The organism is Stenotrophomonas sp. GD03930 (genome assembly GCF_029839665.1).
In the GTDB taxonomy this organism is placed as follows: Bacteria; Pseudomonadota; Gammaproteobacteria; order Xanthomonadales; family Xanthomonadaceae; genus Stenotrophomonas; species Stenotrophomonas forensis.
Genome location: NZ_JAOCAV010000003.1, coordinates 354,264 through 373,212 on the forward strand (window position 1 = coordinate 354,264; position 18,949 = coordinate 373,212).

The 18,949-nt window shown below is 67.2% G+C and carries 16 protein-coding genes; 1 reads left to right on the plus strand and 15 read right to left on the minus strand.

All coding sequences use genetic code 11. From position 1 onward, the window contains the following. Window positions 1-13 precede the first annotated feature (13 nt). Complete coding sequence (locus tag N5C18_RS17285; RefSeq protein ID WP_053510035.1) at window positions 14-1,966, plus strand: acetyl-CoA hydrolase/transferase C-terminal domain-containing protein; 1,953 nt, start codon at window positions 14-16, stop codon at window positions 1,964-1,966. A gap of 86 nt (window positions 1,967-2,052) precedes the next feature. Here the strand turns inward: N5C18_RS17285 and N5C18_RS17290 are convergent, their stop codons facing one another. From N5C18_RS17290 to N5C18_RS17360, 15 genes are all read right to left on the minus strand, one after another. Further along, entirely contained in the window at window positions 2,053-2,358 is a 306-nt protein-coding gene (locus N5C18_RS17290) for a HigA family addiction module antitoxin (protein ID WP_279945227.1), read from the minus strand. A gap of 11 nt (window positions 2,359-2,369) precedes the next feature. Next, entirely contained in the window at window positions 2,370-2,648 is a 279-nt protein-coding gene (locus N5C18_RS17295; RefSeq protein ID WP_279945228.1) for a type II toxin-antitoxin system RelE/ParE family toxin, read from the minus strand. Window positions 2,649-2,962: 314 nt separating this feature from the next. Next, window positions 2,963-4,960: a transketolase gene (gene tkt / locus N5C18_RS17300; protein WP_279945229.1), complete on the minus strand. Its 1,998-nt coding sequence runs from the start codon at window positions 4,958-4,960 to the stop codon at window positions 2,963-2,965. A gap of 198 nt (window positions 4,961-5,158) precedes the next feature. Continuing rightward, the gene (locus tag N5C18_RS17305) at window positions 5,159-6,478 is read right to left on the minus strand and encodes a dicarboxylate/amino acid:cation symporter (protein WP_006465816.1); all 1,320 of its coding nucleotides are present in this window, start codon (window positions 6,476-6,478) and stop codon (window positions 5,159-5,161) included. A gap of 57 nt (window positions 6,479-6,535) precedes the next feature. Next, window positions 6,536-8,251 (minus strand): BatD family protein, encoded by a 1,716-nt coding sequence (locus tag N5C18_RS17310; protein ID WP_279945231.1) that lies wholly within the window; start codon window positions 8,249-8,251, stop codon window positions 6,536-6,538. Further along, complete coding sequence (locus N5C18_RS17315; protein WP_279945233.1) at window positions 8,248-10,086, minus strand: tetratricopeptide repeat protein; 1,839 nt, start codon at window positions 10,084-10,086, stop codon at window positions 8,248-8,250. The genes N5C18_RS17310 and N5C18_RS17315 overlap by 4 nt, the downstream gene beginning before the upstream one ends. Next, window positions 10,083-11,087: a VWA domain-containing protein gene (locus N5C18_RS17320; RefSeq protein ID WP_053510024.1), complete on the minus strand. Its 1,005-nt coding sequence runs from the start codon at window positions 11,085-11,087 to the stop codon at window positions 10,083-10,085. Before N5C18_RS17320 ends, N5C18_RS17315 begins: the two co-directional genes overlap by 4 nt. After that, on the minus strand, window positions 11,084-11,533 hold the full coding sequence (locus N5C18_RS17325; RefSeq protein WP_279945234.1) for a DUF4381 family protein: 450 nt from the start codon (window positions 11,531-11,533) through the stop codon (window positions 11,084-11,086). The genes N5C18_RS17320 and N5C18_RS17325 overlap by 4 nt, the downstream gene beginning before the upstream one ends. Beyond that, window positions 11,530-12,459 (minus strand): DUF58 domain-containing protein, encoded by a 930-nt coding sequence (locus N5C18_RS17330; RefSeq protein WP_279945235.1) that lies wholly within the window; start codon window positions 12,457-12,459, stop codon window positions 11,530-11,532. The genes N5C18_RS17325 and N5C18_RS17330 overlap by 4 nt, the downstream gene beginning before the upstream one ends. Before the next feature lie 8 nt (window positions 12,460-12,467). Further along, window positions 12,468-13,493, minus strand: a complete 1,026-nt coding sequence (locus N5C18_RS17335) for a MoxR family ATPase (protein WP_279945236.1) — start codon at window positions 13,491-13,493, stop codon at window positions 12,468-12,470. 167 nt (window positions 13,494-13,660) lie between these two features. Next, window positions 13,661-15,625, minus strand: coding sequence for a type IV pilus secretin PilQ family protein (locus N5C18_RS17340; RefSeq protein WP_053510018.1), 1,965 nt, complete (start codon window positions 15,623-15,625; stop codon window positions 13,661-13,663). Window positions 15,626-15,646: 21 nt separating this feature from the next. Continuing rightward, window positions 15,647-16,180: a pilus assembly protein PilP gene (locus N5C18_RS17345; RefSeq protein WP_006465989.1), complete on the minus strand. Its 534-nt coding sequence runs from the start codon at window positions 16,178-16,180 to the stop codon at window positions 15,647-15,649. Next, the gene (gene pilO / locus N5C18_RS17350) at window positions 16,180-16,854 is read right to left on the minus strand and encodes a type 4a pilus biogenesis protein PilO (RefSeq protein ID WP_006465991.1); all 675 of its coding nucleotides are present in this window, start codon (window positions 16,852-16,854) and stop codon (window positions 16,180-16,182) included. Before pilO ends, N5C18_RS17345 begins: the two co-directional genes overlap by 1 nt. Beyond that, window positions 16,851-17,735 (minus strand): PilN domain-containing protein, encoded by an 885-nt coding sequence (locus N5C18_RS17355; protein ID WP_279945237.1) that lies wholly within the window; start codon window positions 17,733-17,735, stop codon window positions 16,851-16,853. Before N5C18_RS17355 ends, pilO begins: the two co-directional genes overlap by 4 nt. After that, on the minus strand, window positions 17,735-18,793 hold the full coding sequence (locus N5C18_RS17360) for a pilus assembly protein PilM (protein ID WP_005410860.1): 1,059 nt from the start codon (window positions 18,791-18,793) through the stop codon (window positions 17,735-17,737). The genes N5C18_RS17355 and N5C18_RS17360 overlap by 1 nt, the downstream gene beginning before the upstream one ends. Window positions 18,794-18,949 lie beyond the last annotated feature (156 nt).

The window sequence follows — 18,949 nt, forward strand, 5'->3', positions numbered from 1 at the left end:
AGGACCACCGCGCATGACCGAACACCTCACCGACCTGGACGCCGCCGTCGACTGGTTGTTTGCGCGCGTGGACGGGCCGCTGCGGATCGGGGCGCCGCTGGCACTGGGCAAGCCGCATCGGCTGCTCAATGCGCTGTATGCACGCGTCGAGCAGGATCCGTCGCGGCCACTGCAGCTGTATACCGCGCTGTCGCTGAACCCGCCGAAGGCGCGCGGCAATGGCCTGGAAGCGCGCTTCATGGCCCCGTTCGCGCAGCGCCATTTTGGCGACGATTTCCCGCGCCTGGCCTATGCCGATGCGATCGCGCGCGACGCGTTGCCGGCACATGTGCAGGTGGAAGAGTTCTACATGCAGTCCGGCGCCCTGCTCGGTTCGCGGCAGGCGCAGTCCAGCTACACCAGCCTGAACTACACCCACGCCGCCGATGCGGTCGCCCAGCGCGCGCCGCAGGTGATCGTGCAGAAAGTGGCGATGCGCCCGGATGACCGGCGGCTCTCGCTGTCGTGCAACAACGACATTACCCAGGACACGCTGGATGCCATCGCCGTGCGCGGACTGCCGCGCCCGCTGCTGGTCGCCGAGATCGATCCGCAGCTGCCCTACCTGGGCGGCTCGGCCACCGTCGATGTGTCGTTCTTCGATCTGGTGATCACCCCGCCGCCGCCCTACCCGGCCCTGTTCGGCCTGCCGCGGCAGCCGGTTGGCGATGCCGACTATGCCATCGGCCTGTATGCCAGCACCCTGGTACGCGATGGCGGCACGCTGCAGATCGGCATTGGCACGCTGGCCGATGCGCTCAGCCACGCACTGGTGCTGCGCCATACCGACAATGCGCGCTATCGCCGCGTACTGCATGCACTCGACCCACAGCTGGCCAGCCATCCGCTGGTGCAGGAAATCGGCGGCCTGGACCCCTTCGAAGTGGGCTTGTACGGCTGTAGCGAAATGCTCAACGAGGGCTTCCGCCGGCTGGTACAGACCGGGGTGATCAAGCGCAAGGTGCACGATGACCTTGCGCTGATGCAGCGCATCGAGAACGGCAGCACGCTGTCGATCGACCATGCCACGCTGGACGCCGAGGGCGAGTACCTGCACGGCGCGTTCTACCTCGGCTCACCGGAGTTCTACGAATGGCTGCGCACGCTGCCGGAAGACGAATGCCGCGCGATCGGCATGCGTCGCATCAGCGAGATCAACCAGCTGTACGGCGGCAACGAAACACTGGAGCGCCTGCAGCGCCGCCACGCGCGCTTCTTCAACTCCTGCATGATGGCCACCGCACTGGGTGCGGCGGTCTCGGACGCGCTGGATGACGGCCGCGTGGTATCCGGGGTGGGCGGCCAGTACAACTTCGTGGCGATGGCACATGCTTTGCCGGAAGCCCGCAGCGTGCTGATGTTCCGCGCCGCGCGCGACGACAAGGGCCAACGCGAATCCAACGTGCGCTGGAACTATGGCCACACCACCATCCCGCGCCACCTGCGCGACATCTACCTAAACGAGTATGGCATCGCCGATCTGCGCGGATTGACCGACGAGGACTGCGTGCAGGCGATGGCCGCGATCACCGAGGCACCGTTCCAGGCCGGCCTGCTGCAGCAGGCGCACGCCGCGCGCAAGCTGTTGAGGGCCACGCCGCCGGATCCCGAACGCCTGCAGCGCAACACGCCGCAGTCACTGGCCGCGGCACTGGCACCGTTCCGCGCCGATGGCAGCCTTCCGGACTATCCGCTGGGCAGCGACTTCAACGAGATCGAGCAGGTACTGGTGAAAGCGCTGGGCTGGTTGAAGGCCAACACGCAGACCCGTGGCGACAAGCTGCGCACCGTCTGGGCAGCGCTGCGCCAACCGGCCGGTGATGGCGATGCGGTGTACCTGCAGCGCATGGGCCTGCAGGCACCGAAGGATTTCGCCGAGCGCCTGGACGCACGCCTGCTGCGCCTGGCGCTGGCACGCACCGCCTGAAAAAAGGGGACGGAGGGGATCAAGTCGTTTCTGCACAAACGACTTGATCCCCTCCGTCCCTTTTTTCATCCACGCATGGCGCGGATCTACTGTCCGATCCTCACCGAATCCTCAAGATGCAGGCGGGCAATCGGTGGATGCTCTCGATGCTCGACCTGCCACAGGTCATAGGCCGCCTGCATTGCCAGCCACATGCGCGCATTGCCCAGACCTGCAAGCTCAAGGCGGAATGCAAGGTCCGCGGAGATACCGGCGTGCCCGTTGATGATGGTCGACAGCTGTCCGCGGGAATAACCAAGATGCTGCGCCAGCGCACTGATGGACATGCTGATCGCCGGCAGTATGTCTTCGCGCAGCGATTCCCCGGGATGCGGCGGATCATGCAACGGCATCGAGCAGACTCCTAGTGGTAATCGAGGTAATCAACCAATTCGACGTCGAGCCCACGAAAGCGGAATACCAATCGCCAACTCGCGGAGACACTTACAGCCCAGTAGCCGCTATAGCTTCCGCGCAGAGGATGCAGGCGATTTCCAGGCAAGCCCATGTCTCCAGGACGCTGGGCTTGGTCCAGCTGGTGAAGCAAGCGCCGCAACCGCCCCGCATGATCGGCACGAACGCCTGAAATGTCGCCCCGTTCATAGAGCACCTTCAGCCCCCTGTGCCTGAAGCTGACGATCACGCAGCACCAGTGTAAGGCATTACCTTACACCCCGCAAATCCACCATGGTTTTCTGCGCCGATCTTCTTGTCCATGACCACTTCTGAGGGTGCCTCGGCAGGCCCTCCTTTTCGCAAGGAATGCAGGTCAGATGAAGAGGCCAACGCGACACTGGTGCCGCTGGGTGGAACATTTCGGGCAAAAGAGAAGGGGACGGAGAAGATAAGTCGCATGTGCACAAACGACTTAATCCCCTCCGTTCCCTTTTTCTCCACTCTGAAGAACGAAAAAGGCCGGCGTGTGCCGGCCTTTCCCTTGTTGCACCGCGAGGCGGCTTACAGCGACTTCGCAGCTTCCACCACGTGGGCGGTGGTGATGCCGAAGTGCTTGTACAGCTGGTCGGCCGGGGCCGAGGCACCGAAGGTGTCGATACCGATCACCGCACCGTCCAGGCCGACGAACTGGCGCCAGAAGCCGGTGACGCCGGCTTCCACGGCCACGCGCTTGCGCACGGCGTTCGGCAGCACCGATTCGCGGTAGGCCGCATCCTGGCGCAGGAACACGTCGGTGGACGGCATCGAGACCACGCGGGCCTTGAGGCCGGCCGCATCCAGCTGGGCCTTGGCTTCGGTCGCCAGCGAGACTTCCGAACCGGTCGCGATCAGGATCACGTCCGGGGTACCGGCGGCATCGGCCAGCACGTAGCCACCGCGCTCGATCTGGGCGATCTGCTCGGCGTTGCGCGGCTGGTGCGGCAGGTTCTGGCGGCTGAACACCAGGCAGCTCGGGCCGTCCTGGCGGGTGATCGCGGCCTTCCAGCTCACGGCCGACTCGACCGCATCGCACGGGCGCCACACATCGTTGTTCGGGATGTAGCGCAGCGAGGCCAGGTGCTCCACCGGCTGGTGGGTCGGGCCGTCTTCGCCCAGGCCGATCGAGTCGTGGGTGTAGACGTGGATGGCATGGGCCGGGATCAGCGCGCTCATGCGCACGCCGTTGCGCGCGTAATCGCTGAACACCAGGAAGGTGGCGTCGAACGGAATGAAGCCACCGTGCAGCGCCAGGCCATTGGCAATCGCGGTCATGCCGAACTCGCGCACGCCGTAGTACACGTAGTTGGCGTTGGCGTCGTCGCTGGCGACCGACGTGCTGCCCTTCCACAGGGTCAGGTTGGAGTGCGCCAGGTCGGCCGAGCCGCCGACGATTTCCGGCAGCAGCGGGGCGAAGGCTTCGATGGCCAGCTGCGAGGCCTTGCGCGAGGCGATCGTCGGGCCTTCGGCGGCCACCTGGGCGATGTAGGCATCGGCCTTGGCAACGAAGTCGGCCGGCAGCTCGCCGTGCGAACGACGGGTCAGCTCGGACGCTTCCGCCGGATACTGGCTGGCGTACTTGTCGAACAGCTGCTCCCACTCGGCCTGGCGCAGGGTGCCGGCGCCATTGGCGCGCCAGCCGTCGTAGATCGCTTGCGGGATCTCGAACGGACCGTATTCCCAACCCAGCTGCTTGCGGGTGGCTTCCAGCTCGTCCTTGCCCAGCGGTGCGCCGTGGCTGGATTCCTTGCCCGCCTTGTTCGGCGAACCAAAACCAATGGTGGTGCGGCAGCAGATCAGGGTCGGCTTGTCGCTCTGCGACAGCGCGGCCTCGATGCCGGCCTTGATGCTGTCCGGGTCGTGGCCATCAACATCGCGGACCACGTTCCAGCCATAGGCCTCGAAACGTTCCGGGGTGTTGTCGGTGAACCAGCCCTCGACGTTGCCGTCGATGGAGATGTGGTTGTTGTCCCAGAAGCAGACCAGCTTGTGCAGGCCCCAGGTGCCGGCCAGCGACGCCGCTTCATGCGACACGCCTTCCATCAGGCAGCCATCGCCCATGAACACCCAGGTGCGGTGGTCGACCACTTCCAGCTCCGGGCGGTTGAAGCGCTGTGCCAGCAGCTTCTCGGCCAGGGCAAAGCCCACGGCGTTGGCGAAACCCTGGCCCAGCGGGCCGGTGGTGGTTTCCACGCCCGGGGTCTCGTGGCGTTCCGGGTGGCCGGCGGTGTGGCTGCCCAGCTGGCGGAACAGCTTCAGCTGCTCGATCGGCAGGTCGTAACCGCTCAGGTGCAGCAGCGCGTACTGCAGCATCGAGCCGTGGCCATTGGACAGCACGAAACGGTCGCGGTTGAACCAGTGCGGGTTGCTCGGGTTATGGCGGAGGTAGTCGTTCCAGAGCACTTCGGCGATGTCGGCCATGCCCATGGGCATGCCGGGGTGGCCGGACTTTGCGGTTTCAACCGCATCGGCGGCAAGGAAGCGGATGGCGTTGGCCAACTGGCGACGGGTAGGCTGCGTCATGGTTCTGTCGGAATCGGGAGGCGGCCGCGGACGTGCGGGCGGCCTATTGTCCCATAGTCACCGGGCAGGGGTCAGTTCCAGCTTGCCTGGTCGTGCCGGCCGCTGGCCGGCAGTTGCGCAGAATTCAATGAAGATCATGAGGTTGCCGGCCAGCGGCCGGCACTACCGCCCCCGGAGTTCGGGGGCGGGAATCTGGACTCAGTCCTGCTGCGGACCCAGCGCCGGGCCGTCGTGGGACTCGCCCTTGGCCACCAGGGTGGTCAGGGCCAGGTCGCCGGTCACGTTCAGTGCGGTACGGCACATGTCCAGGAAGTGGTTCACGCCCAGGATCAGGCCGATGCCCAGCGGATTCACGCCGACCATCGCGCAGATCATCGCCACCACCGGCAGCGAGCCCGACGGCACGCCGGCGGTACCGATGCCACCGAGGATGCACACCGCCATCACCATGAACTGCTGGCCGATGCTCAGGTCCACGCCGAAGAACTGGGCCAGGAAGATCACCGTCACGCCCTCGAACAGCGCGGTGCCGTTCTGGTTGGCGGTGGCGCCCACGGTCAGCACGAAGCGCGACACGCGCTGCGGCAGGCCCATCTGGTCGGCCACGCGCAGCGCCGTCGGCAGGGTGGCGTTGCTGGAGGCGGTGGAGAACGCCATCACCGTCGCTTCCTGGGTATCGCGGAAGAACGACAGCGGCGAGCGGCCCGACAGCCACACGGCGGTGCCGTAGGTCACGATCATGTGCAGGCCCAACGCCAGCACCACCACGCCCACGTAGGCGCCGAGGCGGATGATCAGCTCGAAGCCGAACAGCGCGGCCAGGTTGAACATGAAGCAGGCCACCGCGTACGGGGCCAGGCGGATGACCAGGTTGATCAGGGTCATCGAGATTTCGAACACGCCTTCGATGGCGCGGCGCAGCGGGGCGACCTTCTCGTTGTCGGTCAGCACCATGCCGATGCCGAACATCAGTGCGAAGAACATCAGCGACAGGATCGCGCCGTTGTCAGATGCGGCCTGCAGCACGTTGCTCGGCACGATCGACAGCAGCATGTCCATGCCCTTCGGCGTGCCATGGATGCCGGCCACGATCTCCTTGCTGCGCTCGGCGTTCTCCGACAGCATCATCGCAGCGACCTGCGGGTCGACGCCGGCACCCGGCTTGAGCACGTTGACCAGCACCAGGCCGATGCCCACGGCAATGCCGGACAGCAGCACGGTATAGGCCAGCGTCTTCCAGCCGATGCGGCCGAGGGCGCGGATGTCGCCCATCTCCGACACGCCCATGATCAGCGCCGAGAAGATCAGCGGCACGATCAGCATGAAGATCAGGTTGAGGAACAGTCCCGACGCCGGGGTGGTGACGTAGTCCATTACCCACTTGGCACCGCCCTGCAGACCCTCGACGCTGCCGCCCAGGGCATGCACGGTCAGTCCCAGGACCAGGCCGATCGCAAAGCCGATGCCCATCTTCCAGTGCAGGGGCAACTTCTTCTTGTCGGCAGCAGCTGCTGTCATACGCGGGTTTCCTCGAAAAATGAATGCACTCTAACAAAGCGCGCAAGCGGCGCCGGTTCAGGTTCGCCGCGGTGGATACAGCGGCGCCAGGCCAGTGTCAGCGGCTCCCGCAGCTGCCGACCAGTGCGGTCCGTCACGGAAGGCCGCGCGCAGGCGCGTACGCAGCGCCGCCAGATCGCCCTGCCCGCCCCAGCGCGCCTGCTGCAGGTCCTGCAACACCTGGCGCTGCTCCGGATCGTCCAGACGCGCGATGACCTGCTCGATACGTTCGACACCGGCCATCGCACACAGCTGTGCTTCCACCTGGTCGAAGCCCTCGCCATCGAGCACGCGGCGCAGTTCGGCCAAACCGGCACGGCCGCTCGCCACAGTCGGCACAGCGGACGTGCCGGCGACAGGCGCCGCTGCACGCGGACGACGGCCACGCTGCCAGCCCCACAGCAGGGTCAGCAGCCACAGCAGCGCCAGCCCGATCGCCGCGCCCATCCAGGGCCATGGGCGCTCGGCGACGCCGCTGGCGCGCGGGTCGGTGGCCGCGATGCGGCTGTCCTGGCCATCGGTGCCGGGCAGCGCGGCGTCGGTGTCGATCGGCGGCAACGGTGCCGTCGAGGTATTGCCACCGCCATTGCCCGCCGCAACCGCCAGCGTCAGGTCCGGCAGCGTTGCTTCCTGTGCCTTGCCGCTGCGCACATCCCACCAGGGCAGGCGCGGGCCGGGCACCACCAGCGAACCCGGCTGGCGCGGCACGATCGAATAGCGGCGGGTGATCTTCAGGCGTGGCGTGCTGCCGTTGAAGGTCTCTTCGTACTGTGCTGGTTCGGCGAACACCTGCGCATTGGCGCCGACATCCGGCACCGGCAGATCGCTGAACTGCGCGCGCGTCGCGCCTTCGGCAACCGCTTCGACCACCACATTGGCGGCCTCACCGGTGCGGGCGCTGGTCGGCGCACTGGTGTAGCGCAACTCCAGGCTCTGCAGCGGCAGCCACGGCTGCGGCGCCTGCGCCGGTTGTGCCTGAACCTGCAACGTGCGGTCGGCGCCGGTGGCATTCATGCGGCCGTCGCCCCCGCCAAAGAAGTCGTCGAAGAAGCCACCGGCACTGCGCCCGCTGAAGCGCGCACCCGCCAACCGCAATGCGCCGCTGCGCTCGGGGATCAGCAGGAAGCGGCGCTCGACCACGTTGTAGCGGCGCCCGTTGACCTGGCGCACATCGGTGCGGTCATCGCCCACGCGCTGCAATGACGCGCCCGCCGGGGTATCCAGTACCAGTTCACCCGACGCCAGCTGCGAAGCAAAATACAACCGCACCACCACGCCCACGCTCTGCTGCACGTACGGCGTTTCGTCATCGACAACCGTCTCGATGAAAGCCATCGCAGTGCTGTCCGGGCCCGCCACGGCGGCCGCGTCCACCTGCAGGGTCAGCGGCGCGGTACGCACACTGCCCACCTGCAGGCCCGGAACCACCAGCGCACCGCTGCGTCGCGGCGTCAGCGCCACGCCGTACAGGTTGCGCTGCTGCATGCTGCCGTTGCTCCACTCCACCTGTCGGCTGCTGGTCTGCGCGCTCAGGTCGAAGTCGGTACGCAGAGGCGTGAAGTCAGGCGCGCCCTGATCGCTCTCGACATTGAGGGTGACCGTATCGCCCATTGCAATGCGATCGCGGTCCAGCCAGGCGCGCGGCTGCGCCCAGGCCAGCAGCGGCAGCCACAGCAGCAGCGCTGCCAGTACCTGCCGGGGCCAGCGCCCATGCATGTTGATCGCCCGCGTCATCGCCCTTCCCTCTTCCTGCGTTCGTTTTCCAGCTGGAACTTGGCTCGCAGCAGCGCCCCCGGATCATCGGGTACGCGTCGCATCCACGCCTCCACGGCCTGTTGCTCCTCGCGCTGGCGCGGGGTGGTGCCCTCGCTGCCTGGCACGGGCTTGCCATCCTGCTCGCCCTTGCCTTCACGTGCCTGCTGCATTGCCTGCTGCATGCGCTGGCGCTGCTGTTCGTCGGCCTGCGCCTGCGCCTTGGCATCTTCCACCTGCGGTGGTGCCTGCTGGCTATCGCGGCCGCGCTCGCCGGGCTGAGGCTTCGACTGTGCGTTGTTGTCACCCGCCTTGGGCGGGTCCTGCTGGCCCGACGGCGGCTGGCCCTTGCCGGGATTCTGCTGGCCCTGCTGCGGCTGCTGGCCCGACGGATTCTGCTTGCCCTGCGAATCGTTCTGCTGCTTCTGCCGGCCGCTCTGCTGGGGCTTCTGCTGATCCTGGCCCTGGCCACCCGACTGCTTGCGCTTGCGCGCGGCATCGACCACAGCGCGGTTGGCCACCGCATCGGCCATGCCGGGATGCAGCGCCAGCGCGCGGTCGTAAGCGGCGATGGCCTCATCGTAGTTGCCCTGGCGCGCCAGCGCGTTGGCCAGGTTGTACCAGCCGGCATCGCTGTCGATGCCTTCGAACTGCTTGCGTGCACCGGCGAAGTCGCCGTTACGGTACGCCTGCACACCTTCGGCCAGGCGCTGGTGCTGCAGCTGGTCAGCACGCTTCCACAGGGTGCCCTGCGCGGGCGGCGGTGCGGGCGCTGCTGACGCCTGCGCCTGCACGTCCCCCATCCAGGGCAGCAGGCCAACGGCCAGCACCGCAGCCAGCACCGCGCGCCGGCGGAAGGCCAGCAGCGCCAGCAGCATGACCGGCGGCAGCAGCCAGAAGCCTTCATCGCGCCACTGCTTGCCTTCGCCCGGCCGCTGCGACGCCGTGCCCTCGCGCGCATCCAGAACACCCAGCGCACGCAGGTCACTGTCATCGGCGGCGATGCGCGCGTAGCGCCCGCCACCTGCGGTGGCCACGGCGCGCAGGCTGCCCTCATCCAGCGCCGCCTGGCGGATCTGGCCATTGCCATCGCGATAGGCCGCACCGGCCGGCGTACCCAGCCCCAGCACCGAAACCTGCAGGCCAAGGCTGCGTGCCTGGGCCGCGGCCAGCGCGGCCTCACTGTCTGCCTGGTCGGTGACCAGCAGGATCTGTCCCTGCAGCGCAGCGACCTGCCGCATCAGCTGCGCCGCCCAGTCGATACCGCGATCGGCACGCTGTCCATCGCGCGGCATCACCTCGGGGGACAAGGCATCCAGATACAGCGCGACATTGCTGCCGTCATCGGTCAACGGCGCCACCGTATAGGCGTCATCCGCATACACCACCAGGCCGACCTGGCCGCCGTTGCGCGCGCGCAGCAGCTCGCCCAGCTTGGCCCGCGCCTGCAGCAGCCGCGACGGCGGCAGGTCGGTGGCGGTGATCCGGCTGGACAGATCCAGCACGACCAGCAGCGGTGCGCTGGCCTGAAATATCGGCTGCGCCTGCTGCCGCCAGCTCGGCCCGGCCATCGCCAGCGACGCCAGCGTCCAGCCCAGCAGCAGCGCCCAGGGCAGGCGCGTACGGCGACGCGTGCCTGCCGCCAGCAGGTGCGGCAGCAGGTGGGGATCCACTGCCTGCCGCCATGCATCGCTGCGCCGCTGCCGGTACAGCGCCAGCGCGAGGATCACCGGCAGCGCCAGCAGGGCCCACAGCCATTCCGGGCGCAGGAAATGCAGCGCGTTCCAGTCGGGAAGATTCGACGCCAACGCGATCATCGGCGACGCTCCGGCCACAGCCACGCCAGCGCACCCAGCAGCAACGCCAGCGCCAACGGCCAGGAATAGCGTTCCTCACGCGGGCGCAGACTGGGTCCCTTCGCGGCGATCGGCTCCAGCCGGTCCAGTTCGGCATAGATTCCGGCCAGCTGTGCCGTATCGCGTGCGCGGAAGAACTGGCCACCGGTCATGCCCGCTATCTTCTTCAATGTGGCCTCGTCGACCGGATCCTGGTCGGCGGAAATGGAGATGCCGAACACGCGCATGCTGCCGTCGCCGCCAAACGCGACGGTGTGGATGCGTACGCCCTCGGCGCGGGCAACTTCGGCCGCGCGCAGGGGCTCCAGTACGCCGGCATTGCTGACACCGTCGGTCAGCAGGATCAGCACGCGCTGGCCTTCGGGCTGGCTGCGCAGGCGCTTCACCGCCAGGCCGATTGCATCACCGATGGCGGTTTCGCGGCCGGCCAGGCCGACCACGCTGTCGCGCAGCTGGTCGCGCACACTGGCCAGGTCAGCGGTAAGGGGCGTCAATGTGTAAGCGCGGTCGCCGAAGATCAGCAGGCCGATGCGATCACCGGCACGGCGGTCGAGGAAGTCTGCCAGCACCGCCTTGGCTGCGGTGAGGCGATCCACGGCCTGTCCGCCCAGCACCATGTCGCCCTCGCCCATGCTGCCGGACACGTCCATCGCCAGCATCATCTGCCGGCCTTGCTGCGGCGGGGTGATCGCTTCGCCGAGTTGCTGTGGACGGGCAAGCGCAACACAAAGCGCGCACCAGCCCAACCACAACAGCAGGGTACGCAGCCAGGACACGTCGACGCGGCCACCACCGGTCAGTGCTTCCAGTTCGCTGGCGGCATACGGCACGCGCAGCGCAGCGCCGGGATCAGCGCGACGCTTCCACGCGTACATCAGCAGCGGCAACGGCAATGCCAGCAGCGCCAGCGGCCATGCCAGCTGCAGGTCCGGCCACGGCCAGTAACTCGCCAGCAGATTCATCGCCGACGCTCCAGCAGCATTGCCAGATAGCGCGCGCGGGACCAGCTGCGCACCGCGGCCACTTCGCTGGCATCCACGCGTGGCCGATAGGCGCCCTCGGCCAGCAGGCTGCGCCGTGCGTCAGACAGCGTGTTCTGAGGATCCACGCGTTGCCACCATGCGTCGTCGCGCAACGATTCACTGCCCGGGCGTGTCTGGCGCGCGGCACGACGCAGCAGGCCTGCGATCGCCGCCAGTTCCGCCGCCGCGTCGGTGCAGCCCGCCAACTCCCTGTCGAACTGCTGCAACCAGCGCTGCCGACGGCGGCGACGCTGCCACCACAGGAATGCGAAAACCAACAGCAGCAGTAGCAACGCGGCACCGATCATCAGATAGCCCGGTGCCGGTGGCCACCACGACGGGGCCGGCGGCAGCTGCACGTCGCGCAGCGGCAGGTTGGCACTCATGCCGGCACCTCGGTCGGCGACGGGGCCAGCCAGGCATCGCTGGGCGCATCGGTGGACAGCACCTGCACGTCGACGCGGCGTGCGCCGAGCTGGCGCCGCAGTTCCTGCAGCGGTTCAACGAAATGTGCCTGCCAATGCGCCTGCACGTCGCTGCGGCGCAGGTCGAGTCCAATGCGCTGCTGCGCGGTCTGGAACTGCAGCGCGGCCGACGGCGGCTGCAGTTCCAATGGATCGACCAGCAGAACCAGGCTGAGGTCATGGTGCTGGGCCAGCGCGCTCCAGCGTACCGGCGCAATCCGCGCCGCCTGCTGCGGATCGGCCAGCACCAGCATGCGCGCCCCGGGGCGCAGCACGCGACTGGCGTGGTCCAGCGCGCGCTCGAGACCAAGATCATCGGTGGGAGGCTGCGCGTACCAGCGGGTGAGTGCATCGAGTACGCGCAGCACACCGCGCGGCCCGCCTGCGGGTGCGACCGGTGGCTCGCGGTCGCTGCCACGCAGCGCGCCCACGCGGTCGCCTCGACGCTGCGCCGACCAGGCGGCAACGGCGCCCGCACGTGCAGCCTGTACCGACTTGAAGCGCACCCGGGTGCCGAAATACAGCGCTGGCGAGGTGTCGGCCACGATCAGGCTGACCCGCTCGCGCTCGGCCTGGAACAGCTTGGTGTGGGCACGGCCGGTACGCGCGGTCACCCGCCAGTCGATATGCCGTGCATCATCACCGGCCACATACTCGCGTGATTCGGCGTACTCCATGCCACGCCCGCGCAGCGGCGACGGTGCCTGCCCGGCATTGCCGGCACGGCCGCGTCTCGGCGGTGGCGGACGCTGTGCCAAGCGACGCAGCGCGACCAGTTCGGCCAAGTGCGGGCGCAGCCCGTCGCCCTCGCTGGCCATGGATGCAGGTGCCGGGGATGGATCGGTCATGCGCAGGCTCAGGGTGCCGGCACGCGGGCCAGCAGCTCCTGCACCAGGCGCTCGCCATCCCAGCCTTCGGCTGTGGCTTCGTAACTGGGCAGCACGCGATGGCGCAGCACATCAGCGGCGACCGCGCGCACGTCATCGGGCGTGACGAAATCGCGGCCCGCCAACCAGGCGCGCGCACGTGCACAGCGTTCCAGCGCGATGGAACCTCGCGGGCTTGCGCCCCACGCGATGCGGCGACCGAGGCCGGCGTCGTAGCGCGACGGATCGCGCGAGGCCAGCACCAGTTCGATCAGGTAGCGTTCCAGCGCGGGCGCCATGTGCAGGTCCAGCACTTCGCGCCGGGCCGCGAACACATCCTGCATCGACAGCTTCTCCGGCGCCGGCGCGGCTTCGCCCAATGCGCCACGGGCACGCTCGCGTGCCAGCCGCAGGATTTCCGATTCGGCCGCCTGATCCGGGTAGCCGATGCGCACATGCATCAGGAAGCGATCCAGCTGTGCTTCCGGCAGCGGGAAGGTGCCTTCCTGCTCGATCGGGTTCTGCGTGGCCATCACCAGGAACAACGACGGCAGCGCATAGGTGTGGCGTCCCACGGTGACCTGGCGTTCGCCCATCGCTTCCAGCAGCGCCGACTGCACCTTGGCCGGCGCACGGTTGATTTCATCGGCCAGCAGGATCGGGTGGAAGATCGGGCCGGGCACGAACTCGAAGCGGCCTTCCTGCGGGCGCCAGATCTCGGTGCCGGTGAGGTCGGCCGGCAGCAGGTCCGGGGTGAACTGCACGCGCGCGAAGTCGGTTTCCAGCCGTGCTGCCAGCGCGCGGATCGCCGTGGTCTTGGCCAGCCCCGGCGCCCCCTCCACCAGCAGGTGGCCGTCGGCCAGCAGCGCGATCAGCAGGCGCTCGACCAGCGCGGACTGGCCGACGATTTCGGCTGACAGCGCATCGCGCAGCTGGCTGAAGGCGGCGTGCAGGCGGGAGCTGGCCGGCGCGGGCGGCGGCGGGACGGTTTCGGGCATCGGCGGAGGCAGGTTCATGGGGGCCTTTGACCGGCGCAGGACGGCACGGGTTCCCGACATCATCGCAGGGTGCCCTGCGATTGACATCAAGAACGGCTGAACAGCCCTTCGCGCACCGCATGACCGGCCTCAACGAAGAAGGGCCGCACAAGGCGGCCCTTCTTCCTGCAACAGGTGCTACCGGCTCAGTTCTGCTTGGCCACGCGCAGCACCTTCGGCGTGACGAACACCAGCAGTTCGGCCTTGTCCTTGCTGCGGCCACGCTTCTTGAACAGGTTGCCCAGGAACGGCACGTCGCCCAGGAACGGAACCTTGCTCACGCTGCTGCGGTCGGTGAACTCGTACACGCCACCGATCACGACGGTCTGGCCATCGTCCACCAGCACCGCGGTATTGACTTCACGGCGGTTGATTTCCGGCACGGTGCCATAGCCCTGCAGCTGGATCAGGCGTTCCACTTCATCCTTCTTCAGCTGCATGTTGAGGAACACGCGGTTGTCGTTGGTGATGGTCGGGGTCACCTTCAGTTCCAGCACCACTTCCTTGAACTGGACGTTGGGCGTGGCAACGCCGCCGGTACCGCCACCACTGATGGTGACGTAGCCGATTTCCTTGCCCTGCTTGATCAGTGCCTCGCGCTGGTTGGTGGTCACCACGCGCGGGTTGGAGATCACTTCGCCACGGGCCTCTTCCTGCATCGCCGACAGCTCCACGTCCAGCAGGTAGCCGGCATTGAGGATCGACAGCGCCAACGAGCCCGGGGTGGCGGTCGAAGCGGCGGGCAGGTTGAAGTTCAGGCCACGGGTGATGGCCGGAAGCAGCGGCACCGGCGCCGGTCCAACGCTGCCGCCCGCTTCCCAATCGCGATAGGCCTTGGCATTGGCGGCCGAGGTATCCGCCTGCGACTGGCGGGTCTTGCGGTTGGATTCCAGGTCACCACTGAAGTACACGTTGTCGCGGCTGCCGCTGATGCCGAACTTGGCACCCAGCTCGCGGGCGAACGTATCGGTGGCGATGACGATACGGCTTTCGATCAGCACCTGGTCAACCGGCCGGTCGATGACGCCGATCAGCTCACGCATGCGCGCGATCTTCTTCGGGATGTCGCTGATCATCAGCGTGTTGGTGCGCTCGTCGGCCACGATGCGGCCACGCGAGGACAGGAAGCCACTGTCTTCCTGCGACGCCGAACCACCGCTGCTGCCGTTGCCGCCACCACCGCCGATACCCTTGGCTTCGGTCAGCGCCTTGAAGATCTGCGTGGCGCTGTGGTAGTTGATCTGCACGTAATCGGTAACCAGGTCTTCGCGGTTCTCGATGGCGATGCGCGCGTCTTCCTTCTCCTGCTCGAACTTGGCCAGCTCGGCCTGCGGCGCAACCCAGATCACGCTGCCGTCGCGACGCTTGTCCAGGCCCTTGGCCCGCAGCACGATGTCCAGCGCCTGGTCCCACGGCACGTTGACCAGGCGCAGGGTCACATTGCCCTGCACCGAATCGGACGCCACCACATTGAGGTTGGATTCTTCGGCGATCAACTGCAGCACGGTGCGCACCGGCACGTCCTGGAAGTTGAAGGTCACCGGCTTGCCGGTGAAACCGCGCTGGCCCACGGCCTTGGCGGCCTGCGCAACGCTGCCCGCAGTGACCGCACCGACTGCCGCCGGCGCCTGACGCGGGCTGATCTCGACCACGTATTCGTTGCCGCTCTGGTAGGCCAGCGAATCCACCGCACCGCCGGTGCTCAGGACCAGCTGGGTACCCGCGCCGGAGGGCTTGGCGTCGATGCGCTGCACCGGCGTTGCGAAGTCGGTGACGTTCATCGGCCTCTGCAGGTTGGCCGGCAGCCGGGCGTTGCCGACATCGACCACCACGCTGTTGCCCTGCGTGCGCAGGTCCGGCACCGCACCCTGCCCGTCGAACTGGACGATCAGGCGACCGGCACCATCATCGCCGCGCTTGAAATCAATCTTCGCCACCGACAGGCCTGTCGGTGCGACGGCCGCAGCCACGGTGGCGCCGGCCGGCTTTTCCGCCGGCGTGGCAGCCAGCGCCGGAGCGCAGGCCAGCATCAGCGCGACTCCCAACGCGCTGACACGGTTCAAGGTAGAGCGCCGGATGGGACGCAGCCCCTTGGCTTGGTGAAAGGTCATCGTGCTATCCCCAGTAAACGATCATTGATCTTCAAGCGAGAGCGTTGCCGGCCGTTCCAGCCAGCCGCCCGCACCATCCGGCACCAGTTCGATCAGCTCCACGCGGTCTTCGAAGACCGCCGTGATCCGCCCGTCGCTCTGTCCCAGGTAACCGCCCGGGCGCACCCGGTAGGTCACCTTGTCCGGCCCCATCACCAGCGCGACGACGCCCGCACCCGTGCCGATGGTGCCGACCATGTCCAGTGCGTCCAGCGGGAAGCCTTCCAGCGGCTCCTTGCGCCGGTTCGGATCCGGACGCAATCCGCCATTCCCCTGCTGCGGATTGGTCCAGGCATCGGTGAACGGGTCACGCATGCCCTGCGCGGAATACTCGAAGGTCTCGAACTGCTGCATCACCGGCAGCGGCTCCAGCGGCTGCGCCGGCCGTGCCCGCTCGCCTTCCACCCACTTTTCCAGGTTGGGGGCGTCGCCGGGCGTGCTGGTCACGCCGCGGCCGCAGGCGGCCAGCAACAGGACCGCCAACGCCATTGCACCGCGTGCGATGTACGTGCGCATCACTTCTTGCCCCCCTTGCCCTTCTTCTTCGCCTCGGCATCGGCAGCAGCCTGCTGCGCCTGCACTTCGGTCTCGTCCAGGTAGCGATAGGTCTTGACCGTGCCGGACAACTCCAGCGCACCGCTACGGACGTTGCCCTTGGACTTGTCCTTGGGCTTGAGGTTGATGTCGTGCATGGTCAGGATCACCACCCGCGGCAGCGACGCCACGCCACTGACGAACGCGCCGAACTGGTGGTAGCTGCCCACCATCCGCAGCTTGATCGGCTTCTCGGCGTAGAACTCCTTGACCTGCTCCTGCTCGGGCTCGAACAGCTCGTTGGCCAGGCCGCTGGACAACGCGGTCTGCGAGATGTCGATGATCAGGTCGGGCATTTCCGTCTTGCTCGGCAGCTGCCGCAGCATCTGCTGCAGCACCTGCTCCATCTGCGCCAGCTGCTGCTTCAGCGGGGCCAGGTTCACCGCGCGTTCCTGCTGCTTGGTGAACTCGGAACGCAGCTCGACTTCCTTCGATTCCAGGCCAGCAAGTTCCTCGCGCTTGCCGCTGATCAGCAGCATCCACGCCAGGAACATGATCACCAGCGCCAGCACCGAACAGAAGACGATCTTGGCCTTCTGCGGCCAGTTGCCGATGTCGTTGAAATCGAGGTTCTTCAGATCGATCTTCTGGCTCATGCGCGGTCCCCCTGCAGCGGCGCGATGAAGGCCTGCGGCGGCTGCACCAGGCGGCTTCCCTCAGGCTTCGGGGCCGGCTTGGCAGCCGGCGCTGCCGGCTGGTTCGGCTTGGCCGGTGCAGCGGCCGGTGCAGTGGCAGGTGCCGCCGGAGCCGCTGCCGGCGCATTCGCGGCCGGAGCCGCAGCCGGTGCGGCAGGCGCGGCGGCGTCCGGACCTGCGGCAAGCGGGGCCACCGCAGCCGGCGGGGCCGAAACAACCGTGCCATCCGCGTTCAGGCCCGGCGTCGCCGCAACCTCTTCGCTCTGTGCCGGCAGCTTCACCTTGACCACGAACACGTACGGCAGTGCCTTGATGTCGGTAACCGGACCGGTCTTGCCGTCCTTGTCCTTGTCCGGCTCGCGCGCCTCGATGATCGACAGCTCCGGATTGGTCATCCAGCCGGAGGTGTCCAGGTTGCGCATGTAGGCCGAAACACGGGCGTTGGACTGGGTACGGCCTTCCAGGGTCAGCACGTCGCCTTCCTGCTTCAGCGCGGTCAGCACCACGCCATCGGGAATCGTACGCACCAGCGCATCGAACAGATGGACCATCTGCGAGCGCTTGGCCTGCAGTTCCTCGATCACCTTCTTGCGTGCCAGCAGGCGTTCCTTCTGCGCATCGAGGCGGTCGATCTCCTTGTTCTGTTCCTTGACCTTCTCGATCTCGGCCGACAGATAGGCATTGCGATCCATCTGGCCGCTCACCTGGCGGTCGTAGTAGAACCAGATCAACAGCGACAGCAGCAGGCCACCGATGGCGGCCATGCCCAGCATTGCGTAGAACTCACGCTGGCGTTGCTTGCGCCGCTCGGCGCGCCAGGGCAATAGATTGATGCGTGCCATCAGTCGAAGCTCCTCAGCGCCAGACCGGTGGCGATCATCAGCGCGGGGGCATCCTGGGCCAGCGCATGCGCGTTCACCTTCGGGCCCAGGGTCATCTGTGCCAGCGGGTTGGCGACCACGGTCGGCACGCCCAGCTGTTCTTCGACCATCTCCGGCAGGCCACCCAGCACGGCACAGCCGCCGGCCAGCACGATGTGATCGACGCGGTTGAACTCACTGCCTGCGTAGAAGAACTGCAGCAGGCGGCTGATCTGCTGCACCGTCGCTTCCTTGAACGGTTCCAGCACTTCCATCTCGTAGCTTTCCGGCAACCCGCCCTGGCGCTTGGCCAGGCCGGCTTCCTCGTAGCTCAGGCCGTAGCGGCGCATGATCTCGTCGGTCAGCTGCTTGCCACCGAACACCTGTTCGCGGCTGTACAGGCTGCGGCCGCCGCGCAGGACATTGAGGGTGGTCATGGTCGCGCCGATGTCGACCAGCGCGACGACACCGTCGATGGACACCGGCAGCTCGCTGGCGACCAGGGCGTAGGCGTTCTCGACCGCGAAGGCCTCCACGTCCATCACCTTGGCCTGCAGGCCACCGAGCTCCAGCGCCGACTGGCGCAGCTCCACGTTCTCCGAACGCGACGCGGCCAGCAGCACCTGCACCATCTCGGGGTTGTTCGGGATCGCCCCGATCACCTCGAAGTCCAGGTTCACTTCCTCGATCGGATACGGGATGTAGTTGACCGCTTCCAGCTCGATCTGGGCTTCCATGTCGTTTTCGTCGAGCTCGGCCGGCATCGGGATCACCTTGGTGATCACCGCCGACCCGGCGACGGCGGCAGCGGCCAGCTTGGCCTTGCTGCCTGAACGGTTCATCGCCCGGCGGATGGCCTCACCGACCGCTTCCACCTCCACGATGTTCTTCTCCACCACCGCATTCGGCGGAAGTGGTTCCACAGCATAGTGTTCCACACGGAAACGATTGCCGCTGCGGGACAGCTGCAAAAGCTTTACCGCAGTCGAACTGATGTCGACGCCTACAAGCGGCGACTGACTTTTTGGGATGAGCCCCACGGTTTCTCCCCTGCCGACGGGCACTTGGACACAAGACCTGCGTCCGAGCATTAATAACGTATTCTTAGCAAATGGCAACGACCCTGCTGTGAAGTCCCTCACGGATTCACATTGCAGCCCCTGGCAGTTCCCCTTGCGCTCCCCGGTGCCGACCCC

Coding starts and splice junctions, on each gene's coding strand:
- N5C18_RS17285 (WP_053510035.1), top strand. CDS start 14: ATGACCGAACACCTCACCGACCTGGACGCCGCCGTCGACTGGTTGTTT.
- N5C18_RS17290 (WP_279945227.1), bottom strand. CDS start 2,358: ATGCCGTTGCATGATCCGCCGCATCCCGGGGAATCGCTGCGCGAAGAC.
- tkt (WP_279945229.1), bottom strand. CDS start 4,960: ATGACGCAGCCTACCCGTCGCCAGTTGGCCAACGCCATCCGCTTCCTT.
- N5C18_RS17305 (WP_006465816.1), bottom strand. CDS start 6,478: ATGACAGCAGCTGCTGCCGACAAGAAGAAGTTGCCCCTGCACTGGAAG.
- N5C18_RS17310 (WP_279945231.1), bottom strand. CDS start 8,251: ATGACGCGGGCGATCAACATGCATGGGCGCTGGCCCCGGCAGGTACTG.
- N5C18_RS17315 (WP_279945233.1), bottom strand. CDS start 10,086: ATGATCGCGTTGGCGTCGAATCTTCCCGACTGGAACGCGCTGCATTTC.
- N5C18_RS17320 (WP_053510024.1), bottom strand. CDS start 11,087: ATGAATCTGCTGGCGAGTTACTGGCCGTGGCCGGACCTGCAGCTGGCA.
- N5C18_RS17325 (WP_279945234.1), bottom strand. CDS start 11,533: ATGAGTGCCAACCTGCCGCTGCGCGACGTGCAGCTGCCGCCGGCCCCG.
- N5C18_RS17330 (WP_279945235.1), bottom strand. CDS start 12,459: ATGACCGATCCATCCCCGGCACCTGCATCCATGGCCAGCGAGGGCGAC.
- N5C18_RS17335 (WP_279945236.1), bottom strand. CDS start 13,493: ATGAACCTGCCTCCGCCGATGCCCGAAACCGTCCCGCCGCCGCCCGCG.
- N5C18_RS17340 (WP_053510018.1), bottom strand. CDS start 15,625: ATGACCTTTCACCAAGCCAAGGGGCTGCGTCCCATCCGGCGCTCTACC.
- N5C18_RS17345 (WP_006465989.1), bottom strand. CDS start 16,180: ATGCGCACGTACATCGCACGCGGTGCAATGGCGTTGGCGGTCCTGTTG.
- pilO (WP_006465991.1), bottom strand. CDS start 16,854: ATGAGCCAGAAGATCGATCTGAAGAACCTCGATTTCAACGACATCGGC.
- N5C18_RS17355 (WP_279945237.1), bottom strand. CDS start 17,735: ATGGCACGCATCAATCTATTGCCCTGGCGCGCCGAGCGGCGCAAGCAA.